A 21,360-nucleotide genomic window follows, 5' to 3' on the forward strand; every position below is an offset into this window, starting at 1 on the left:
TCTTATTAAATCCATCATATGTAACGCAATTATTATTAGTTATATTATGTCTTTCATTGTTAATAAACTCTTATTTTGTTAAAAGACATTTTTATAAAAAAAATATACTTTTAAACAACATTGAAGTTAAAAAAATTATTCTATTTATCTTTATTTTTACTTTTTCAATATTATTAATAACTTTTTTTGTAAATATTTTAATAATATTTATAAATCAAAATTATTATTATGAATCTTATGGGAAATCAAAAAAAATTATTAATGTTTATCTTAAAAATACAAAAATATTAGAATATTTATTTGTTTTTCTAGTTAGAAACACATATTGGTTTTTAATTACATATTTATTAATTAGATTTACAAACACTATTAAAAAAATATTTTTATTTTCCTTATTATTAATTTTTATATATCTAATTTCTTTAACTTTTGGGATTGTGTTATACAACATAGTCCATGATGTGAAAACAAACTATTTAATTATTATGATAATTTCATCATTATTCCCGGAAAGTATTAACACTTTATATAATTTTAATTTTATCGCAGGCACGGTTTCAAATATAGCAAAAAATTTATTTATTATTAACCTAATTTATTTCCCTTCATTTATTATATTTTTGGTTATTATACTTAAAACAAAGTGACAAAAATTTTCCATAAATAAACTAAAAAAATCAAATTAAATCAATAGTTAAAAATTATATGTTGCTAGCATCATATAGATGCTATTTTTTTAAATTATCTAAATTAAATAAATTAGTTTAAAATTAATATAAAAAAATTACAACTTATTTAATAAGGAATATTATGAAATTAATACAAGTAGAAGCGCATGGATTTAAATCATTTGCTGATAAAGTGGCTTTAAAATTTGATGGTGGAGTTTGTGCTATTATTGGGCCAAACGGTTCAGGTAAATCAAATATTAATGATGCTATTCGTTGAGTTTTAGGTGAATCTTCATCAAAAGCATTACGTGGAGATAATATGGAAGATGTTATCTTTGCAGGTTCAAAAACTGAAAAAGAAATGAACCGTGCTGAAGTTACATTAACATTTGACAATCGCGATAGAGCTGTTTCAATAGACCAAGACTTTTTCACTATTTCTCGTGTTTTAAACCGTGGAAAAAGTGAAAATGAATATTACATTAATGGTGAACTTGCTAGACTTAAAGATATTAAAGAAATTTCAATGGAAAGTGGAATCTCTAAGTCTTCTCTAGCTATTATTGGACAAGGAACAATTTCAGATATAGCTGAAGCAACACCTGAAAGAAGACGTGAAATATTTGAAGAAGCATCTGGGACTTCAATGTATCGTGTGCGTAAAATTGAAGCACAAAGAAAATTGGAAAGAACCGAAGAAGCTTTATCACAAATTACAGTTTTGGTTCAAGAATTAGAAAAACAACTAAAGCCTTTACAAAGACAAGCAGAAAAAGCAAAAATTTTCAAAGAAAAAACTGAACAATTAAAAGATGTTGAAGTTGCTTTATTAGTTCATGATTTTATTTATTTTTCAGACCAATTAAAAATTTTAGAAGAAGAAGCTAAGGACTATGCTATTGCTAAAGATGATCTAGAAGCAAGACTAGAATCATATAATGCATCAATAAAACAAAAAACTGAAATAATTAATGAACTTGAAAAACTAATTCAAGAATTACAAAAAGAATTAGATGAAACTAATACAAATATTTCCTCAATGGAAATAAGAAGTGCAAAAGAAGCAAAACACCGTGAAATGGTTTTAAGTGGTGATATCAAAGTAAGTACTGAAGCACAAATTGATACTTTAAAAGAAGTACTTTCAGAACTTAATGAAAAAATATCTGCTTTTAAAAATTTTATTAAAACTAAAAGTGATGAATTAAAGAATCTTGAAGATTTAACAATAAAATTAAACACTGAAATTAATGAATCAAGCCGTCAATGTTCAATTGAAATTGATAAATTAAACAAAGTAAAATCAAAAATTGATGTTATAAAAGATGTTAGAGATAATAAAACTTCATTAGCTAAAGGTACAAAAAACATAACCGAAAATGCCCACTTATTTAAAGGCTATAAAGCATTAGTTAGTCAAATAATTGAGGTTGAACCTAAATTTGCACGTGCAATTGAAACCATTTTAGCATCAGCAATGCAACATATTGTTGTTGATACTTCTGAAACAGCTGTTGATGCAATTAACTTTTTAAAACAAAACAATGGGGGACGTGCTACCTTTATTCCTTTAGCATCAATTAGACCTAAAATTGTTCAAGAACAACACATCGTTGTTGCTCAAGTACAAAAGGGATTTTTAGGAGTTGCCGCTGAACTTGTTACTGTTGATCGTGAATACGACATTTTAAAGAAATTCTTATTAGGAAATATATTAATATGTGACACTATTGAAAATGCATCCAAATTAGCTAACTTACTTGAAAAAAGATATATGGTTGTTTCACTAGATGGAGACACTGTTAAAGTTGGCGGTATTATGTCTGGTGGACAAGTTAGCCAAACAGTTTCGATTTTTGGATTAGAAGATCAACTAAAAGAATTAGAAGCACTTATTCCTCCTTTAGAAAACAACATTGCTTTACTAAGAGAAAAAATTGCTAAATTAGAATATGAAAAACAAAGCAAAATTTCTTTGAGCACTAATTATTCATTAGAAAAAGCATCATATGAAAGTAAACTAAAAGAAGCAATTGAGGAATTTGACCGCTTGTCAATTCAATATCAACAATTAACAAATGAAAAATTAGAACTAGAAGCAAATGTTGATTTTGCAAAAGAAATTTCAAATTTAATTACGAAACGTTCTGATTTATCAGCTAAATTAAAAACTCAAAATGAATTACTAAAATCATCAAGAGAACAATACTATGAAATAACATATAAGAAAAATGAAGCAGATGTTGCTTTAAAAGATTTACTTGTTGAAAATTCAAAAAAAATTGGTGATAAAGCACGTGCTGAAGCTACAATTGAAGGTGCAAAACGTAGATTATCTGAACAATACGGCATGCTTTTTGAAACAGCAAAACAATTTTATAATTCTGAAATTGATTTTGATGTTGCAAGAAAATTAGTTGATAATTTAAGACAAGATATTCGTGAACTTGGACATGTTAACCTTGAATCAATTGAACAACTTGCTGAAGTTGAAACAAGATATAACCAAGTTAAAACTCAAGAAGAACAAATTATTACTGCTAAAAAAACCATTGAAGATGCTATTGATGAAATGGACAAAATTATTGTTAACAAAATAACTCAAACAGTTGATTTAGTTAATAGCGAATTTAAATTTGTCTTTAGCAAAATGTTTGGTGGAGGTATGGCTGAAATTAGATATACAGATCCTGAAAATCTATTAGAATCTGGTATTGATGTTATCGCTCAACCTCCAGGAAAAGCAATAAAGAATTTAAAACTATTTTCAGGTGGAGAAAAAGCGCTTATTGCAATCTCACTTTTATTCTCAATACTTAAGGCAAAACCATTACCTTTATGTATTCTTGACGAAGTAGAAGCTGCTCTTGATGAAGCTAATGTTATTAGATTTGCAGAATTCTTACAAAATTTAAAGAAAGAAACACAATTTATTGTTATAACCCACCGTCAAGGTACAATGGAACGTGTTGACAAATTATATGGAGCAACAATGCAAAAACGTGGTGTTACTACATTCTTTAGCGTTAATTTAGCTGAAGCTAAAAAATTAATTGATAACGAGGAAACAAACTAGTGAAAAAAAATTCTAAAAAAATATTCCTTTCATTAGGTGCTATACTTCCGTTAATTATTTCAACACCATTACTTGCAGCGTCGTGTGAATCTTCACTTAAGTCTAAACTTAATCGTGTATTAAAGACAAATAAAAAATATCGTACTAAATTAGAACAAAAATTAAATATACCTTCAAAATTTGATTCTTTCAAGACAAGTATATTTAATGAACTTAACTCATTGCTACAAAATGTTAGTGATAAAAATAAACGTATTGACATCTATAAACATATAATTTCAAAAGTTGTTGAATCAAATAATAATTTATCTTCAATGTATGATAGTAATGAATAGCGAAACATCGCTATTTTTTTATTTTAAGAATAGGAAAAAACACAAATAACATGATACAAATTATTAAAAATAATATGTTATATTAATATATAATTAATCCAATTGCAAAATAATAATACGTTATCTTTGCCTTGATACTTACTATTTGTGTTGTATCCCGATACCTGGTTTCAGGTATCATTTTTTTATTAACTCAAATAATGAAAAACAAAAAATTAGACTCACATCATATAAGTCTAATCTTATAAATAGTCTATATACATTTCATGTTATTTTTAACAAACTATTTTTTGTTTTTATTATGTTTTCCTTCTTCAATCTCTGTTTCAAATTCCTCTTCATCAATAGAAATAGTTTTATCTGATTCTTTAATATAAGAAGTAAAATTTGACATATCTTCCATTTTAAATACATGCAAGCTAACTAGAGAACTAACAAATCAAGGTATTTGTTTTAATGCTTGAACGGCTTGAAATATTTGTACAATACTATTTAAAACTCTTGAAAAATAAAAACTATTTGATAATCAATGAAATCCATAATGTCTTAATATATTTCTAATTTCTTCATAAGCATCATGGTGATTTTCACCATATCCTTTTTTAAGTTCTGCTTTATTTAAATAAAAAACTAATCCATACATAATTTCCTCCTAAAAGAAAATATACTTAAATTATACCATTATGGTATATAGATAAAAAAATATAGAAATGAACTTAAAAAACATTAAAATGTTTTTTAATATCTGGATGTTTTTCTAACTCTTCTTTGAATTTCTTTTTAAGATTTGCATTTAAAATATTTAAATTAATTGTTTTACTTTCATCTTTATGTGACATGAAATCATATGAAATATCTTTAATTGATTCTGGTAAAGTTAAATCTTCAATATCATTTTGTGATAATGCGCCAGATTTAATTTTTTCAACTTTTTTAAAGTCAAAATTATTTAATTCATTATTTGCAAAAACAGCATTTTCTAAAGTTTTAATATTGTCGTTCAAAGTGACAGATGAAAGTAAATTATTAGCAAAAGCCTTATCTTTAATAACTAATTCACGTTTATCATCATCTAATTTTGGAAAAGTCAATGTTTTGATTCTATTTTGATTAAAAGCAGATTTATCAATTAATCTTAATCTTGAATTTTCTGGAATTTGAACTTCTTCTAAACCCAGTCCCTCAAAAGCAGATTTACCTATATATTCAATTGTTTTAGGTAATATCAATCTTTTAATATAAGTATCGCCTGAAAAAGTACCGGGTTTAATTTGATTAGATTTAGCATTTTGTAAATTTGATAACAAATCTCGTGAAAATGCTCCACTTTTAATATGGGTTATATTAGTATTACTTAAATCTAAAGTTTTGGTGTTTTTATCAAAATTATTTTTAATATATGTAGTTGCAAAAGTGTTCGCTTTTTCACCACCACATGAGCAAGATAAAGCTAATGAAGAAAAAGCAAATCCTGTTAAACTCAATAGTGAAGTATATAAAGCTATTTTTTTATTTCTATTTTTCATAATTTTCATAATTAAAAATAATAACATAAAACTAATAAATTAAATTAAGAAATGATAAGATGGAATTTTTATGCTTTGATTTATCAAAGTTTTATCAAAGTTTTCACAAATTTTTATCAATTTTTAACTTATTAAGCATTTACCTTTTAAAATGAAAATGTAAGGAGAAAAAATGACAAAAAAAGAACATTTAATTAAGTTAAATAACGAATTTGATTCAAATTTATTAATTAAGGATATAAAAAAATACAATAATGTAAAATCATATATAGATGAAGATGCAGATAATCCTAAAGTAAAATATTATCTTTTTGTCGTAAATGAGGATAATAAAATTGTTAGAGACAATAAAGGCGGAACTATGAAACAAAGTGAATTCCAAGAATTAGTAATAAATGAATTTAAAGAGCAAAAGAAGTTTAAAGAATTTGTAATAAACGAATTTAAAGAACAAAAGAAGTTTAAAGAATTTGTAATAAATGAATTTAAAGAACAAAAGAATTTTAAAGAATTTGTAATAAATGAATTTAAAGAACAAAAGAAGTTTAATGAACAACAACTTAAATTTAATGAATTTGTAACTCAACAATTTGCAGAACAAAGAAAATTTAATGAGTCATTTTCAAAGCGTTTAGATTCTATTGAAAACAGACTTACAAGATTAGAATCTTTTCATGAAACAGATATTAAGAATTATGATTTAAAAAAGAAATAAATTCTTCAAAAACTTAACATTAACGATATTAACTTCCAAAAACACAACATTATAATTAATCTTATATTGTTGTGTTTTCTTAAAAATTTCCAAAGTTTTATCAAAGTTTTCACAAATTTTTATCAATTTAGTCAATAAAAAACAATATTAATATAAAAATATAGTTATGACACTTGATTATTTACAAACAGACGAAAAAGATTGTGGACTAATTGTGCTAACAAGCTTTTTTAAGAAATATTATAGGAAAAAACTAAATATTAACATATTGAAATCCGAAGTAAACTATTCAGAAAATGGAATAAATATTTTTAGTTTGACAAATTTAGGTGAAAAAATAGGTTTAACTCTTGAAGCCTTACAAGGTGATTTTTCTTCCTTTTTATCATTAAATATAGATGAAGAAATAATTGCTTTAATACTAGATAACAATTATTACCATTATGTAATTATTGAAAATAAGGATGAAGAATATGTTTATTTACTTGATCCAGCAAAGGGAAAAATTAAACTAAAATTAAATGATTTTAAGAATAAATATTTAAACATAATAATAACAGTTAATAAAAATGGCAATATTGATGAAAAATATTTAATGCACGAAAAACTTGACCTATTTTCAAATAACATTTGGCCTATTATATTAATGTTAATTATGTCGTTCTTAGGACAAATTCTTTTATTTGGTTCAACATATTTTATTAAATATATTCTTGATGAAATAATTGCAAAGAATAATAATGAAAAAACATTATCAATTTTTTTGTTCTTTGGTTGAGTTTTTTTATTAAGGATAATAAATAATTATCTAAATTCTTTATTAGAACAAAAATTATCAAGAAAATTTCAATATGATTTATTAAATCTATTTTTCAAGAAAACAATACACGGAAAAAGTTTGTCACTTCAAAAAATAAATAAATCTGATTATATACAAAGACTTAATTCAATTGGTGAAATTTCATTATATTATACAAATGTAATAAACATATTATTTACTAATTCAATTTCATTATTAATAACAAGTATTTGTTTAGGAATTATTAATTGAAAATTATATATTCTTATTCTCGGCATATCTCTAACAAAATTTATCATAATTTTTTATTTTAAGAAAAACTTACATAACAAATATCCAAAATTAATTAATAATCAAATTGAAATAACAAACAAAAATTTTGAAATTTTTTTAAATAATATATATTCAAAAAATCCTGAATATCAAACTTTAAGCATTAATAAAATAAATGATTTATTAAATGCTCAAAAAGAATTGAATTTAAGCATTTTAAACACAACAAATTGAAATAAAACAACAATTACTTTTTTAAATGTTTTAGAACAAATACTAATAATGTATATTGGGGTTAACTTCTTTTTTAGTAAAAATTTATCGATAGGAAACTTGTTATTATTTAATTCATTAATAATGTATATAGACTTGCCAATTGAATCATTAACAAATTTTTTATTAAATTTTAAGATTATGAAACAAAACATTATTAGATTTGAGTTTGTTGTTTTTCTTGCTGAAGAAAACAAAAATGAAAGATATATTCAAAAAATATCGAACATCAAAATTAAGAATCTTTCTTTTAATTATGATGATAGAAAAATATTTGATAATATTAGTTTAGATTTAAACCAAAACATAATTATTGAAGGTAAAAATGGTGTTGGAAAATCAACATTTTTAAAATTATTGTATGGTTTATATGATGAATATCAAGGTAATATTTTGATTAATAATGAAGATGAATTAAAAATAATTAATTTAAATGATTTTCGCCAAAAAATTTATATAAATTCAAATAATATTTATTTTCCCAACCTAACAATTGTTGAATTCATAACACTAAAAAATGAAAAAGCATTAAATACATTAAAACATAACATAGAAAAATACAATTTAATTGAATTATTAATATATTTTAATCTATTTTTTGATACTAAAATTGAAGATGGAGGGATGAATTTATCTTCTGGACAACGACAATTAATAAACTTATTACAACTATTTTGCTTTAGCTATGATTTGATTCTTTTGGATGAAGCATTTGAAAATATAAGTATTAATGTTTTTACTAAACTAAAAGATGCGATTAAAGATTTTCAGTCTGAAGCACTTTTTATTGAAATTAGTCACTCAAAAAAATACATAAATAATGGAAAAATAATTAATTTTTAACCTTAAAAAATAGTACTAGTTTATAATTTTGCATATGAATCATTTAACATTCACTAATAAGAGTTTTCATCACTTTATATTCTTAAAAGAATATAGAGAAATATTAGATGAAACAATTAAGGAATTTGGTTTAGAAAAAAGCATTGAAGTTGATCTTCTTTTTGTTACTAAAAGCAAAATGAAAAAACTTAATAATTTTTATCGTAAAAAAAACTATACAACTGATGTGCTTAGTTTCCCGTTAAACTCAAAAATTGAACTTAATTTTTTAGAAGTTATACCCATTGGTCAAATAATAATATCCCCATGAAAAATTAAAAAACAAGCTAAAGAATTTAATCATTCTTTACGAAGGGAATTTTGTTACATATTTACACATGGAATAGCTCATTTATTAGGATTTGATCATCAAACCGAAGAAGAAACAAAAATAATGAATAATCATGTTGAAAATATAATGATAAAACTAAATATAAAAAGGAAATAAAATGAAAAAAATATGCACTGTTACATTAATTGGTAGACCAAATGTCGGTAAAAGTTCACTTCTAAATAAACTAATAAATTATGATTTATCAATAATTTCTAAACACGTTCAAACAACACGTGATCAAATTCGAGGAATATATAATGATAATCAATGCCAATTTATTTTTTTAGATACTCCTGGCATACATAAAGGTAAAAACTTATTATCTGAGAAACTTAATCAAAAATCATATCAGGCTTTAGAAGAATCGGATTTAGTTATGTTTTTATTTCCTGCTAATGAAGAAATTGGTAAAGGTGATAAATATATTTTGCATCGCATTAAAGATGCTCAAGTTAACAATGTTATTGGAATAATAACAAAAATAGACTTAATTAAAAATAAAGATATACTTGAAGAAAAAGTTAATCAATTAAAAGAATTGGGATTTAAAAGAATATTAGGGGTTGGGTTTGAACATGACCAAACATATAAAGATGTTATTAATGAAATCAAAAATTATGCATATGACGGCGAATGCTTATATGAAGAAGATGAATTCACAGATGTTCCAATGCGCTTTATAGCTAAAGAAATAATTAGAGAAAATGCACTTCAATATTTATATGATGAATTACCACATTCTATTGCGGTAGAAATTACAGAATTTATTGAGAGTGAAAAAGAACAAATTCCTTATAATATTCAAGCTATTTTATATGTTAAAAAGGAATCTCAAAAAGGAATATTAATTGGTAAAGGTGCACAAATGATTAAAAAAATTTCAATGAATGCACGCCAAAAAATGGAAAAAATATTTGATCACAAAGTATATTTAAATGTTAGTGTAAAAGTCAATGAAAATTGAGTAGATGATGAAACAAAAATAAAACAAATGGGGTATTAGTGAAAAAATCTTGAAAATTTGGAGCTCATAAAACTAGAATAATTTTACTGTCAATATTAACAGTATTTTTATTTTTTATCTTTGCGCTTATTTTAGCAATCAAAATAGTTAATCCATATAAAGTAAGTATTTATAATTATGAATCTTACTTAAGTAGAAATGTTATCCAAAAAATTAAAACAAAATATTCATATCATACTTTTGGTGAAATCAATGAATTCACAAAAGCAATTAACTCAAATAAAGCAGTTGCAGGAGTTGGTTCTGATCATCAAATCGCTCAACTTGTTATCGAAGGAAAATTAAGAAAAGTTAATCTTGAAAAAGTATTCGGTAAAGAATATGACAAAACCAAATATCGAACTTACAAAGATTATGTTTACCATTTTTATGAAGATATACTTCAAAAGCATTTGGATGAATTTCACAAAAAAATTATCGATGAAATAAAAAAAATAAATCCTGAAAATAAGATACAGTTTGGTTCAGGACTAAATAGCAAAAAATTAGCAATGCCTTATCTTGTTGATGAAGATGGCAAAAGATGAGATCCTAAAGGGACAAAAAAACCTATCGCATTTGAAGTTGATTCAGACTTGAGTAAACCAGATTATTTCTATGAATTTTTAGTTCCTTATTTATTACAAGATAAAGTCATTGCTTATAATACAAATAAAAAGTATCGCCCTCATCTAACAAATATAGATACAATAGACATGAAAAATAAAGAAAACTGACTTGATATAATGAAAGAATTAATTAATAAAATTCATAATTATAAAAAAGTTAATTGAACAAATTCTTTCCTAGATAATACTATGATTGGACAATTCTATGCACAGGAACAAGGATTAAAACAATATATTGATAAAAATAATAAAGTTAGTCCATTAACTCTTGAAAATTATCGTGAAATAATTGATTATTTTATTGAATTTGTTGAAAAAGCAACTGGAAAAAGTATTAAAGATCCAAATTATAATAAATTGGTTACTGATGGACTTGAACTTGTTAATGATATCATTGAACCTAAACCAACTAAACCCGATATATCAATTATGTATAACGGCGATGCATTAGATTCATATTATGCTAACGATAATTTTGGAGTTTTGAATAAACCGCAAATTAAATATAAAAGACCAAAAAATAATTATTTGCTTTTAGATGCTTGAATTGTTTCGAATAATGTAAGTGATAAAGAAACTGATAGACTTATGGATTTCTTTAACAAATATGTATTTCATGGATATAACTGAGAAAAAGAAAAATTCATTTTAAAATATTTTAAAAAGGTTTATGAAAACTTAATGACAAATGATCACTCATTAAAACAAGAATATCTAAAACATCTATTTGAAAATAATGATGTTAATAAACCAAAGAATATTCAAAATATTGATAAAACCTTTTTTAATAAATATTACGATACTTTTAAAGATTCATTTAATTTTGCACCAACTGTTGAAAGTTTTGATGCAGTTAACTATACAACAGGATTTAAGCTATTAAACCAATTTTTACGTGAACATTACTTTTTAAAAGATGATTTAACTCATGATGAAACAGCTCGCGATATATTTACTATATCAAATGATCCAACTAAAATAATTCATCAAAGTTATCAGCCAATTAATTTAAAATTAAGAACTGCAATTAATGATTATTACTTCAGCAAAACTAAATCATAAGGAATAATAATGGATAAAAAAAACAACAAACAAATTGAACAACCAATAATCGAACTTGTAAACATAGTTAAAGAATTTGATGATAAATTAGTTTTAGACGATGTTAATTTAACCATCAAAAAAGGTGAATTTATTACTCTATTAGGCCCTTCAGGGTCTGGAAAAACAACGATTTTGCGTATTATCGGGGGATTTGAATGAGTTACACGTGGTGAAGTTAAATTTAATGGAAAAGACATTAAAGATTTAAGCCCTCATAAACGCGACGTTTCAACTATCTTTCAAGACTATGCTTTATTTCCGCATTTAAACGTAGAAAATAATATTAAATATGGTTTGCGTTTGAAACGTATTCCTCTTGAAAATATTCCTAAGAAGTTTTATTCAAACTTAGCTGCGAAGCAAAAAATATGAAACAAAAAAGCAAGTCAAAAAATGAAAAAACTTGATATGCAAATGAATCAATATACTAACATTATCAAAAAGGAAAAACTTCCAGAAAGTAAACGTGAAAAATATCAAAGTTTAATTGATAATATGGATTTTAAATACTCATATTGAGAAAATTATTCAGACCTAAAAACTGAAGCGTATGAAAAAAGATATTTAACTCGCCCTATTTCAAATACAGAAATGGATATTGAAGTTAAAAATATTATGAATTTGGTTGGTTTAACTGGAAACGAAAAGAAAAATGTTAATTATTTATCTGGAGGAATGAAACAACGTGTTGCACTTGCAAGATCATTAGTGATTGAACCTGAAATATTATTATTGGATGAACCATTAAGTGCACTAGATGCTAAGATACGGGAAAAAATGCAAAGATTACTTCGTGATATTCAACAAAAACTAAAACTAACATTTATTTTTGTTACACATGATCGTAATGAAGCATTACAATTAAGTGACCGTATAGCCATTATTAGAGATGGAAAAGTTGAACAATTTACTGATCCTAAGCAACTATATGATTATCCAGTTAATAAATGAGTAGCTAACTTTATTGGTGATTCCAACTTTTTCGATGCAGTATTTTTGAAAGCAAATAAAGTTAAATTTTTAGGCAAAACATTTGATACTATTCATACTGAATTTAAAGAAAATGAAGAAGTTGACGCTTTAATTAGGCCTGAAGATATAAACATAACTAAATTTGCTTCTAAAGCCAAACTTAAAGGAACTATTACTAAATCAACTTATGGTGGTAGTTATTATAACTACGACGTAAACGTAAATGGTAAGAATATCTTGATAGAAACACCTTACAAATATGATGAAGGCCAAGAAATATTTTTAGACTGAGATTTAGATTCTATTCACTTAATGAAAAAAGATTTAAAATACGAAAAGGCCGATAATGACATTAAATAATAAAGTAAAGCTTAAAAATAAATCATCATTTAAAAAAATAGAATCTGCCCCTAAATGACAAATTAGTTTAATTATCCCTTATTTACTATTCTCACTTATTTTTATCATTTTACCTATGATATTAATTTTCATTTATGCTTTCAAGCCAATTCAAGGCCAAGCAAAATTTGAAAATTGAGAAATAATCGGAAAAAGTCAAACTTGAAAAATCATGTTTCGCTCAATTTGAACTGGACTTGTTGCAGCTTTTATATCTTTTTTAATTGGATTCCCATATGCTTATATATTATCTAAGAGCAAAACTCTTATTAAAATATTGGGTCTCTCTTTAATATTAAGCCCAATGGCAATATTTACTATTTCAAAAGCATTAGCAGTTCGAGGTTTATTTTCAGCTATATTCGATGAAAACGGACTTAATAATTATGCATTTATGATTTTTGGAATGGTTTATCTTTACTTACCATTTATGGTAATGCCACTATATCAAATTTTAAAGGATATGCCAAAAAATATTATTGAAGCCAGCCAAGATTTAGGATATTCAAAATTTAAAACTCTAATAAAAGTAATTATTCCTTATGCACACAAAGGAATATTAAGTGGTTTTGGTATTATTCTTATGATGTCAGCAACTTCAATCATAATTTCAGATAAGATGCTGCCAAATGGAAGCCAAAAGCAACTAATTGGGAACTTAATAAATCAATTTGCTAATACTGCAAATCCTTTTGATGTTTCAACAGCTTCTACTCTAGTAATAATTACTATGATTATATTATTATCTTTATATGGCTTAATATATGGAATACCATATTTAATTTCTAAACACAAACAAGGAGGAATGTATGAATAAATTTAAATCAATTTTAAAACATTCATATTTAGTTGCTATTTTATTATTTTTATATATTCCTATTTTCTTTGGTGTAATTTATAGTTTTAATGAACCTTCAGCAAAAGGGGTTTTTTCAGTAACAACTTGAAATAGAACTTCATGACAAGCCTATAAAGAATTATTTTCAAAATCTCATAGTATTGCATTTGTTAACTCTTTTTTATTAGGGTTTGCTACTTCGATTATAGTAATAGTTTTATCTTTACTAACTGTTTTCTCGCTTTGACGGCAAAAAAATAAAATAAGCCGAAACTATGTACAGACTACATCAAATATACCATTAATTAATCCAGATGTTATTACAGGACTTACTCTTGCAATTGTTTTAAATGTTATTTTTATTGGAACATTAAAAGCTACTAAAGAGGGTTTCTTCCGCGCAATAATTGCTCATTCAGTTATGTGTTTGCCTTACGGCATCTTAATCATGCTCCCAAAAAGTGATAAATTTTCAAAAAATATTTTTGAGGCAAGCCAAGATTTAGGATATTCAAAATTCAAAACTTGATTTAAAACTTATTTTGTTTATATGTTAGGAAGTATAGGCTTTACATTTGTTATCACAATGGCTTTGTCATTCGATGATTTTGTCATTACTAGAATTGTTTCAAATACAGAAACATTAGGAACTCAATTATATGAAGGTCAATTTCAAGCATGATCTTTAGCAATTGGTGCTATATCCTTAATATTAGTAATATTAGGAAATTCAATTTACATTACATATAAATCAATCGAAAATATAAAAATGAAGAAAACTATTGCGCAACAAAAAAATAATATTATCAAAAGTAATTAAGAAGGTATATGAATTGAACAAAAAATTTTTTTGAAGAATACTTTTTATTTTTATCCCAATTTTTGTTGCATTAATTGCATTATTTTCATGAATTTTTACTACTAAATTTTCTAACGGATATCGTCCAAGCATATTCAATTATGAATCATATTTATCTCCTAAAATAATCAAAAAAATTAAACAAAACTATAACTACAAAGAATTTAAAGAAATTAATGAATTTTCTCAAGCTCTAAATGCTGAAAGAGCAATTGCAGGTGTTGGCTCAGATTTTCAAGCTGCACAATTAATTATTGATAATAAAATTAAAAAACTTGATTTTACACAAATTTATGGTAACGGTGCCAATGATTGAAATAAACGAAAATTATTATATCGACAAGAAATAGTTGAACACATGCTTAAATTTGATAAATTAATCTATAACAAAATTAAAAACAAACAAGTTAAAAATCCTAAAGCAAAAATTCTAAATGCTACTGAATATGATATTGATGGTGATAATAAACCTGATCATTTTTATGAATATATAGTTCCTTATTATTCTCAAGACAAAGGTATTGCATATACATTAAATAAAGATTTTAGACAACACTTAGACACTAAAAATCTTGAATCTAAATTAAAAAACAAAAATTTAGATTGAGATGAAATAATTAATATTCTTAAAGAACATCACTATAAAAGATTTGGTTGAACTAATGCATATTATGATAACTTAATGCTAGGATCTATTTACGCCAAAAATAAAAACTATAACTATTTTGATGAAACTAATTATAAAAAGGCTATAGATGATTTTGTAAACTTTGTTGAAAAAACAAGTAAACACTCAATTAAAAACACCGAATATAACTATTTTACAAATGATGGTCTTGAACTTGTTAATCATTTAATTGAACCTAAAGAAAAAAGAAGTGATGCTTCTATATTGTATAACGGAGATGCACTAGATGCATACTATTCAAAAGATAATTTTGCGAATTCAAAAGAGGGAATGATTAGATTTATACGCCCCAAAAATAATTATTTATTGATGGATGGTTGAGTTGTTTCAAAAACTTTAAACAATGAACAAACTAATAAATTCCTAAATGTATTGCGTGAAAACATATATTCCCTTAATAATGTAAATTCTTCTTATGATAATTTATTAAAAAAATTAACTCTAAACTTTTTTAATGAATTGAGAAAAAACATAACAAATCAAGACATTAAAAATGAAATTAATAGATTAGAAAATGAAAATAATTTAACAAAAGAAGAAGCATTTCAACAAGTAAATAAATTTATAAATTTATTAGAATCTAACGATATCCAAAATGAAGATGAAATATTAAATTTTAGAAATGCAGGTTTATTTGAATCAATATTTTCAAAAACTTTTTCAAACTCAAATATTGGAGAAATACTAAATTTTGATTATATATCGTATACACCAACTGATAATATAACTTTTAAATTTATTGAAAAATGATATTTTAGGAATGATCAAAAAGCTTTAGATATTTATCGACAACCTAAAGAAAATAATGATTATAAACTTTTAACTTATCCAATAATTGATTCAAATTTAAGAACAAAAATAGCTTCTTATTATTATGAAAAAACAAAATCATAAAAAAACAAAATAGGCTTATTTAACAAAGTCTATTTTTTATCTTTAATAATTTAGCCCATTAATAGTCATAATTTTTTCAGACACTTCACCAGTTTTTTTATTTTTTAATAAAAACTTAATTTTAGTTCACGTGAATGTAAAATATAAAGATTTACCAATTTCAATATCAAAAGTATGATCAATTTGCATTTCATATTTATCTTTTAATTTTTCTAATATATTGACAGGTTTATCTTTGTCTTCAAAACCTTTATTTAAAAGTGAAACAAGTTTTTCAATTTGTTTTTCATTACTTAATTTTTTAAAGTCTTCTTTTTTAAGTTCATTTTTTAATTCATTATTTGAAATATTAAAATAAGAAGTATCATTTTTTAATTCATTAAAATCTAAATAGCCTAAATAAGTATTTTTACCAAATTCGTTTAAGGAGAAATTTAGTATTTTATATTTGGTTTTATCAAATTTATCAATTTTTTTGATTGCTAAATTTAAAAAATATTTAGTGTTTTCTTCATCATCTAATTCTTTTTCAACTGTTTTTCACCCTTGCTCAGGATCCTCATATGAAACTTTTCTTTTTGGGATATAAGTATTTTTAAAGTCAATCTCATAATCGAAATATTTATAATCATCTTCTTCTATAAAATTAAAATATTTTTTAATCAATTCTTTTTGTTGATCTCAAGTCTTTTTTGTTTTTAACAAATTTAAAAATTCTAATGATTTAATACTATTTGCTTCTTTTTTAGCTTCAAGTGAGAATTCATAATTCTTAGTGCTTGAATTAAATCCATAAACAAAAAAGTATTCTTCTTTTCATTCGTTTTCTGTTTTTAGTTTATATCTAATTTTAATGTGAATATTTGAAGGCCCATGATCATGCAAAGTTTTCAAATCAAACTCTAAATCGTATTTTGTAAAATCAAAATCATCATCAACTTGACAATATTTTTTAAAATATTCAAGTTGTTTTTCTACATCATCTTTATATTTAGCACCATATTTTTTGAAATTAGATATAAATTCTTTAGATGAAATTGCTTCGCCTAATTCAGTTACAGTTTCATAAAATTTAGTTTTCCCAATAATATGACTATTAACATTAGAAACATCTTTTTTGAAATTTTTTAATTCATATTCAACATTATGAGATATATTATCTTTTCTATTGGTTACTTTAAAAACCAATTTTAAAGTATTTGAAAATGCTTTAGTTTTTTCGATATCTAATTCATAATTATATTTTTTTTGATCTATATATTTAAAATTAAGATATGCATATGGAGAAATAATTTCTTCAATTTTCTTAAGATTATTATTTGCCTTTTTTAACTTATCTAAAACTTCATATGAAGTTGTTTTTAATTTATTATTTTCTAATTTTTTTGCATAAAAAATATCATAGTTATTTTTTACCTCATTTATTAAATCTTCAGGTATATCTTTATATTTTTTTATAGCATTAGGATCTTTGCAACTTATTGTGCTTAACGGCATAGTTAAAGGAATAAAACTTAACAAAGCCAATTTAATATTTTTTTTCATATTGTTTCTTTCTACAATTTTTATTACCCTTTAATTATATTTTATTTGTAAAGAATTTAATAAAATTTTTGTGAATAAAAACTCACATCCGAGAAATATTCAAGAATATGAGTTCAATTTATTTTATGATTTTGATATATTAGCAAATTGGATCAAAAGGTTCTAGTTCAATAGCTTCTTCACTTAATCCATTAATTGCTTCTTCAGGTAAATATTTTTTATTCACTATTGCTTCATAGTTATATTCAGTAAATCAAGCATCACTCATTGAAAAAATACCTTTTTTACCAACTTCATCACCTCATGAATTTTCAACTTTTCAATTTATTGGTTGTTCATTTTTGTCTAAATCAACACCAACTAAATTCATTGCATGACTAATAAATGAAGCTCTAAGTTCAAATTTTTCTTTTTTGGTAAAACTTAATATTTTAGGTAAAGTTAAATCGGTTATAAATAAATCATTATCCATAATACCTAATTTATTATCTGAATATGTTCCAACATCACATCCAAATCAAACGGCGTTGCCATCTTTTAGTGAGTTTTTGATAGCTTGTTTTTGAACTTCAATAGATACATTTAATTTGTTTATTCCAGTTCCTTCATACATATTTTTTACATAGTTACTATGTAATAATCTGTTATATGGATATTTTTCTCTTGGATCCGAAATTATTGTTATCATGTCTTCTAGAGTATTTTTAACATATTTTTCATAAAAACTTGTTGGTGTTTCATTAATCAAATGATAATTCTTATCTTTATCATGATATTCAAATGTAAATTCTTTTGGAGGAATGCCTAAAGATTTAACCAAAATGTTATATACATCTTCTAAAGCTTTTTCTTTTAGTTCTTCAATTTCACTAGTAATTTTATTTTGTTCATTAAAAATAAATTTCATTTTAGCAACATATGCTTTTAATCTTCAATTTATTTCTTTAAACATGCTTGAGGTTGATTCACTTTGAAAAGTTTCAGGCATAGCAGATTTAGTGCAAATTCCATATTTTTTGATTAAATCACTAAATCATTCATAATATCCTCCATCATCAACTGGTGAATCATTATAATAACAAAACATTCGATCATTTATATCAAGTGATAGGCCTTTTTCAACTATAAAATTTAAATATCTATTAGCTTTTTCTAAATAATCAAAAAATGCAATATAGTTTTGTGAAAGCTCAATGCTTTCAACATTTAATTCTTTCATAATTGAAAGTCTAGCCATATTAAGAGATGCAAATATTCAACATCTACCACTATTTTTTTGATTAGTAATTGCTCCTAACTTTGTTTCTACAGAAAATTCAAAATTATGTTTTTTTACTACATCATTATTTAACGATGACATCCTTATTCCATTTTTAATAATAGAATTTTCAATAATTCTATTATTAATATTTTTTTGATATCTCTTTTCAAAATCTTTTAACAATTTGTTTGTAATAATTTTTTCCATAAAAATCCTTTCTAAAATAAATAATATTGCAATGTAATTTTACTATAAATATAAAAAAATGGCCGATGGTAAGGGATTTGAACCCTTGAATGATTTGCACCATTATTAGTTTTCGAGACTAACCTCTTCAGCCTCTCGAGCAACCATCGAATTTCTCAATTATTATAAAATATTTTTTTAGCTTATTTATTATAATAAATATTCCAAAAAACACAATTATACAAAAATGATTTTTATAAGAAATTAAACTATTTAAAATATAATTGTAAAAATAGATATGGAAAAATCAAAAATTCGTAATTTCGCTATTATCGCTCATATTGACCATGGTAAAAGCACTTTAGCTGACCGTATTTTAGAGTTTACAAACACTATAACAAAGCGTGAAAGCAAACCTCAAATTTTAGATTCGATGGATCTAGAACAAGAGAGAGGAATTACAATTAAACTTAATGCAGTCCAAATAAAATATAAAGACTATATTTTTCATTTAATTGATACTCCAGGTCATGTCGATTTTACTTATGAAGTAAGTAGAAGTTTGGCTGCTTGTGAAGGTGCTTTATTATTGGTTGATGCAACTCAAGGAATACAAGCTCAAACTTTAGCTAATGTTTATTTAGCAATGGAACATAACCTTGAAATTATTCCTATTATAAATAAAATTGATTTACCAGCTGCTGATCCTGAACGTGTAAAAAAAGAAATTGAAAATATTATTGGAATTGATGCTCAAGATGCAATATTAATTTCAGCAAAAACTGGTAAAAATATTGAAGCTGTAGTTGAAGCAATAATTAATAAAATTCCTTCACCTAAGGAGGCAGATGATTCAAAACCTTTGGAAGCATTAATATTTGATAGTTATTTTGATAATTATAGGGGTGTTGTTGTTTTAGTTAGAATCTTTAATGGTAAAGTTAAAACTGGTGATGAAATATATTTTATGCAATCTAAAAAAACATATACAGTTACAGAACTTGGTGTTAAAAATCCTTATGAATTTAAAAAAGATGAATTATGCGCTGGAGAAGTAGGTTGAATTTCCGCTTCAATTAGAGATGTTAAGGATATTCATATCGGAGATACAGTTACTTTACTTAATAATAAAGTTAGTCTACCGTTACCTGGATATAAAAAATTAAATCCCGTTGTATATACAGGATTTTATCCTGTTGATACACGTGATTATAATGATTTAAAAGATGCTTTAGAAAAAATAAGTTTGTCCGATTCTTCAATAATTTGAGAACCTGAAACTTCAAAAGCATTAGGATTTGGTTTTAGAATAGGCTTTTTAGGTTTACTTCATATGGACGTTCTACAAGAAAGACTTGAAAGAGAATTTAATTTAGACATAATAGCAACTGCTCCGTCTGTTGAATTTGTTATAACTTTAACAAATGGAGATGTTCAATATATAACAAATCCTTCTTTGTTTCCCGATCGCACATATATTAAAATGATTGAGGAACCTTACATTAGAGCAAGTATATTTTTAACTGAAGAATATTTAGGCGCAATAATGGAACTCTGTCAACAAAAGCGTGGTAGATACGTAAATATAGAATATATTGATTCAATTAGAAGAAGATTAATATATGAATTGCCACTAAACGAAACAATATTTGATTTTTTTGACTTAATGAAGAGTTATTCTAAAGGTTATGCTTCATTTGAATATGAACATATTGGTTTACGAGAAAGTGATTTAGTAAAGGTTGACATTTTATTAAATGGAGAAAAAATTGATGCATTAGCAATGATAGTTCATCGCGATTCTGCTTACAATAAAAGTCGTGAATTAACTGAAAAACTAAAGGAAGTTATTCCACGTCAAAACTTCGAAATTCCCGTTCAAGCCGCAATTGGTGCTAAAATTATAGCAAGAGAAACAATTAAAGCATATCGAAAAGATGTTACAGCAAAATTGTATGGCGGAGATGTAACAAGAAGACAAAAATTACTTAAAAAACAAAAATTAGGTAAGAAAAGAATGAAGTCAATCGGAACAGTAGAAGTTCCCCAAGAAGCATTTTTAGCAATATTAAAAACAGATGTAAAGAGAAAGGAATAA

Annotated in this window: 17 protein-coding genes and 1 tRNA gene; 12 read left to right on the forward strand and 6 right to left on the reverse strand. The window is 24.4% G+C overall.

From position 1 onward, the window contains the following. Positions 1-265: 265 nt before the first annotated feature. A complete protein-coding gene (locus LQ356_RS00080) occupies positions 266-451 on the reverse strand; it encodes a hypothetical protein (RefSeq protein ID WP_405311645.1) in 186 nt (61 codons plus the stop codon). Positions 452-810: 359 nt separating this feature from the next. Here LQ356_RS00080 and LQ356_RS00085 point away from each other — a divergent pair, with 359 nt between their 5' ends. Both LQ356_RS00085 and LQ356_RS00090 read left to right on the forward strand, forming a co-directional pair. Beyond that, on the forward strand, positions 811-3,747 hold the full coding sequence (locus LQ356_RS00085; protein ID WP_405311646.1) for an AAA family ATPase: 2,937 nt from the start codon (positions 811-813) through the stop codon (positions 3,745-3,747). Beyond that, on the forward strand, positions 3,747-4,082 hold the full coding sequence (locus LQ356_RS00090) for a variable surface lipoprotein (RefSeq protein WP_405311648.1): 336 nt from the start codon (positions 3,747-3,749) through the stop codon (positions 4,080-4,082). The genes LQ356_RS00085 and LQ356_RS00090 overlap by 1 nt, the downstream gene beginning before the upstream one ends. 283 nt (positions 4,083-4,365) lie before the next feature. Here the strand turns inward: LQ356_RS00090 and LQ356_RS00095 are convergent, their stop codons facing one another. Both LQ356_RS00095 and LQ356_RS00100 read right to left on the reverse strand, forming a co-directional pair. Then, on the reverse strand, positions 4,366-4,725 hold the full coding sequence (locus LQ356_RS00095; RefSeq protein WP_405311649.1) for a virulence protein: 360 nt from the start codon (positions 4,723-4,725) through the stop codon (positions 4,366-4,368). 73 nt (positions 4,726-4,798) lie between these two features. After that, a complete protein-coding gene (locus tag LQ356_RS00100) occupies positions 4,799-5,608 on the reverse strand; it encodes a leucine-rich repeat protein (RefSeq protein WP_405311651.1) in 810 nt (269 codons plus the stop codon). A gap of 172 nt (positions 5,609-5,780) precedes the next feature. Here LQ356_RS00100 and LQ356_RS00105 point away from each other — a divergent pair, with 172 nt between their 5' ends. From LQ356_RS00105 to LQ356_RS00145, 9 genes are all read left to right on the forward strand, one after another. Further along, the gene (locus LQ356_RS00105) at positions 5,781-6,323 is read left to right on the forward strand and encodes a hypothetical protein (protein WP_405311653.1); all 543 of its coding nucleotides are present in this window, start codon (positions 5,781-5,783) and stop codon (positions 6,321-6,323) included. Between the two features lie 166 nt (positions 6,324-6,489). Continuing rightward, complete coding sequence (locus tag LQ356_RS00110) at positions 6,490-8,511, forward strand: Mbov_0121 family peptidase domain-containing ABC transporter (RefSeq protein ID WP_405311655.1); 2,022 nt, start codon at positions 6,490-6,492, stop codon at positions 8,509-8,511. A 34-nt stretch (positions 8,512-8,545) separates the two neighbouring features. Further along, positions 8,546-8,998 (forward strand): rRNA maturation RNase YbeY, encoded by a 453-nt coding sequence (gene ybeY, locus LQ356_RS00115; RefSeq protein WP_405311656.1) that lies wholly within the window; start codon positions 8,546-8,548, stop codon positions 8,996-8,998. A 1-nt stretch (position 8,999) separates the two neighbouring features. Then, entirely contained in the window at positions 9,000-9,887 is an 888-nt protein-coding gene (gene era / locus LQ356_RS00120; protein WP_405311657.1) for a GTPase Era, read from the forward strand. Next, positions 9,887-11,578 carry a hypothetical protein gene (locus LQ356_RS00125; protein WP_405311659.1) on the forward strand — a complete coding sequence of 564 codons (1,692 nt, stop codon included), beginning with the start codon at positions 9,887-9,889 and terminating at the stop codon, positions 11,576-11,578. The genes era and LQ356_RS00125 overlap by 1 nt, the downstream gene beginning before the upstream one ends. Before the next feature lie 9 nt (positions 11,579-11,587). Continuing rightward, the gene (locus LQ356_RS00130) at positions 11,588-12,952 is read left to right on the forward strand and encodes an ABC transporter ATP-binding protein (protein ID WP_405311661.1); all 1,365 of its coding nucleotides are present in this window, start codon (positions 11,588-11,590) and stop codon (positions 12,950-12,952) included. Further along, positions 12,939-13,808: an ABC transporter permease gene (locus LQ356_RS00135; RefSeq protein ID WP_405311662.1), complete on the forward strand. Its 870-nt coding sequence runs from the start codon at positions 12,939-12,941 to the stop codon at positions 13,806-13,808. The genes LQ356_RS00130 and LQ356_RS00135 overlap by 14 nt, the downstream gene beginning before the upstream one ends. Further along, positions 13,801-14,649, forward strand: coding sequence for an ABC transporter permease (locus LQ356_RS00140; RefSeq protein ID WP_405311664.1), 849 nt, complete (start codon positions 13,801-13,803; stop codon positions 14,647-14,649). Before LQ356_RS00135 ends, LQ356_RS00140 begins: the two co-directional genes overlap by 8 nt. 13 nt (positions 14,650-14,662) lie before the next feature. After that, positions 14,663-16,270 (forward strand): hypothetical protein, encoded by a 1,608-nt coding sequence (locus LQ356_RS00145; RefSeq protein WP_405311665.1) that lies wholly within the window; start codon positions 14,663-14,665, stop codon positions 16,268-16,270. A 42-nt stretch (positions 16,271-16,312) separates the two neighbouring features. Here the strand turns inward: LQ356_RS00145 and LQ356_RS00150 are convergent, their stop codons facing one another. The 3 genes from LQ356_RS00150 to LQ356_RS00160 form a co-directional block, all read right to left on the reverse strand. Continuing rightward, positions 16,313-17,815, reverse strand: a complete 1,503-nt coding sequence (locus tag LQ356_RS00150; protein ID WP_405311667.1) for a hypothetical protein — start codon at positions 17,813-17,815, stop codon at positions 16,313-16,315. A gap of 139 nt (positions 17,816-17,954) precedes the next feature. Further along, complete coding sequence (locus LQ356_RS00155) at positions 17,955-19,283, reverse strand: C1 family peptidase (protein WP_405311669.1); 1,329 nt, start codon at positions 19,281-19,283, stop codon at positions 17,955-17,957. A 59-nt stretch (positions 19,284-19,342) separates the two neighbouring features. Beyond that, positions 19,343-19,432, reverse strand: a tRNA-Ser gene (locus tag LQ356_RS00160). A 128-nt stretch (positions 19,433-19,560) separates the two neighbouring features. Between LQ356_RS00160 and lepA the strand changes: the two genes are divergently transcribed. Beyond that, complete coding sequence (lepA, locus tag LQ356_RS00165) at positions 19,561-21,360, forward strand: translation elongation factor 4 (RefSeq protein ID WP_405311670.1); 1,800 nt, start codon at positions 19,561-19,563, stop codon at positions 21,358-21,360.

The organism is Metamycoplasma faucium (genome assembly GCF_045160055.1).
Lineage (GTDB): Bacteria > Bacillota_I > Bacilli_A > Mycoplasmatales > Metamycoplasmataceae > Metamycoplasma > Metamycoplasma faucium.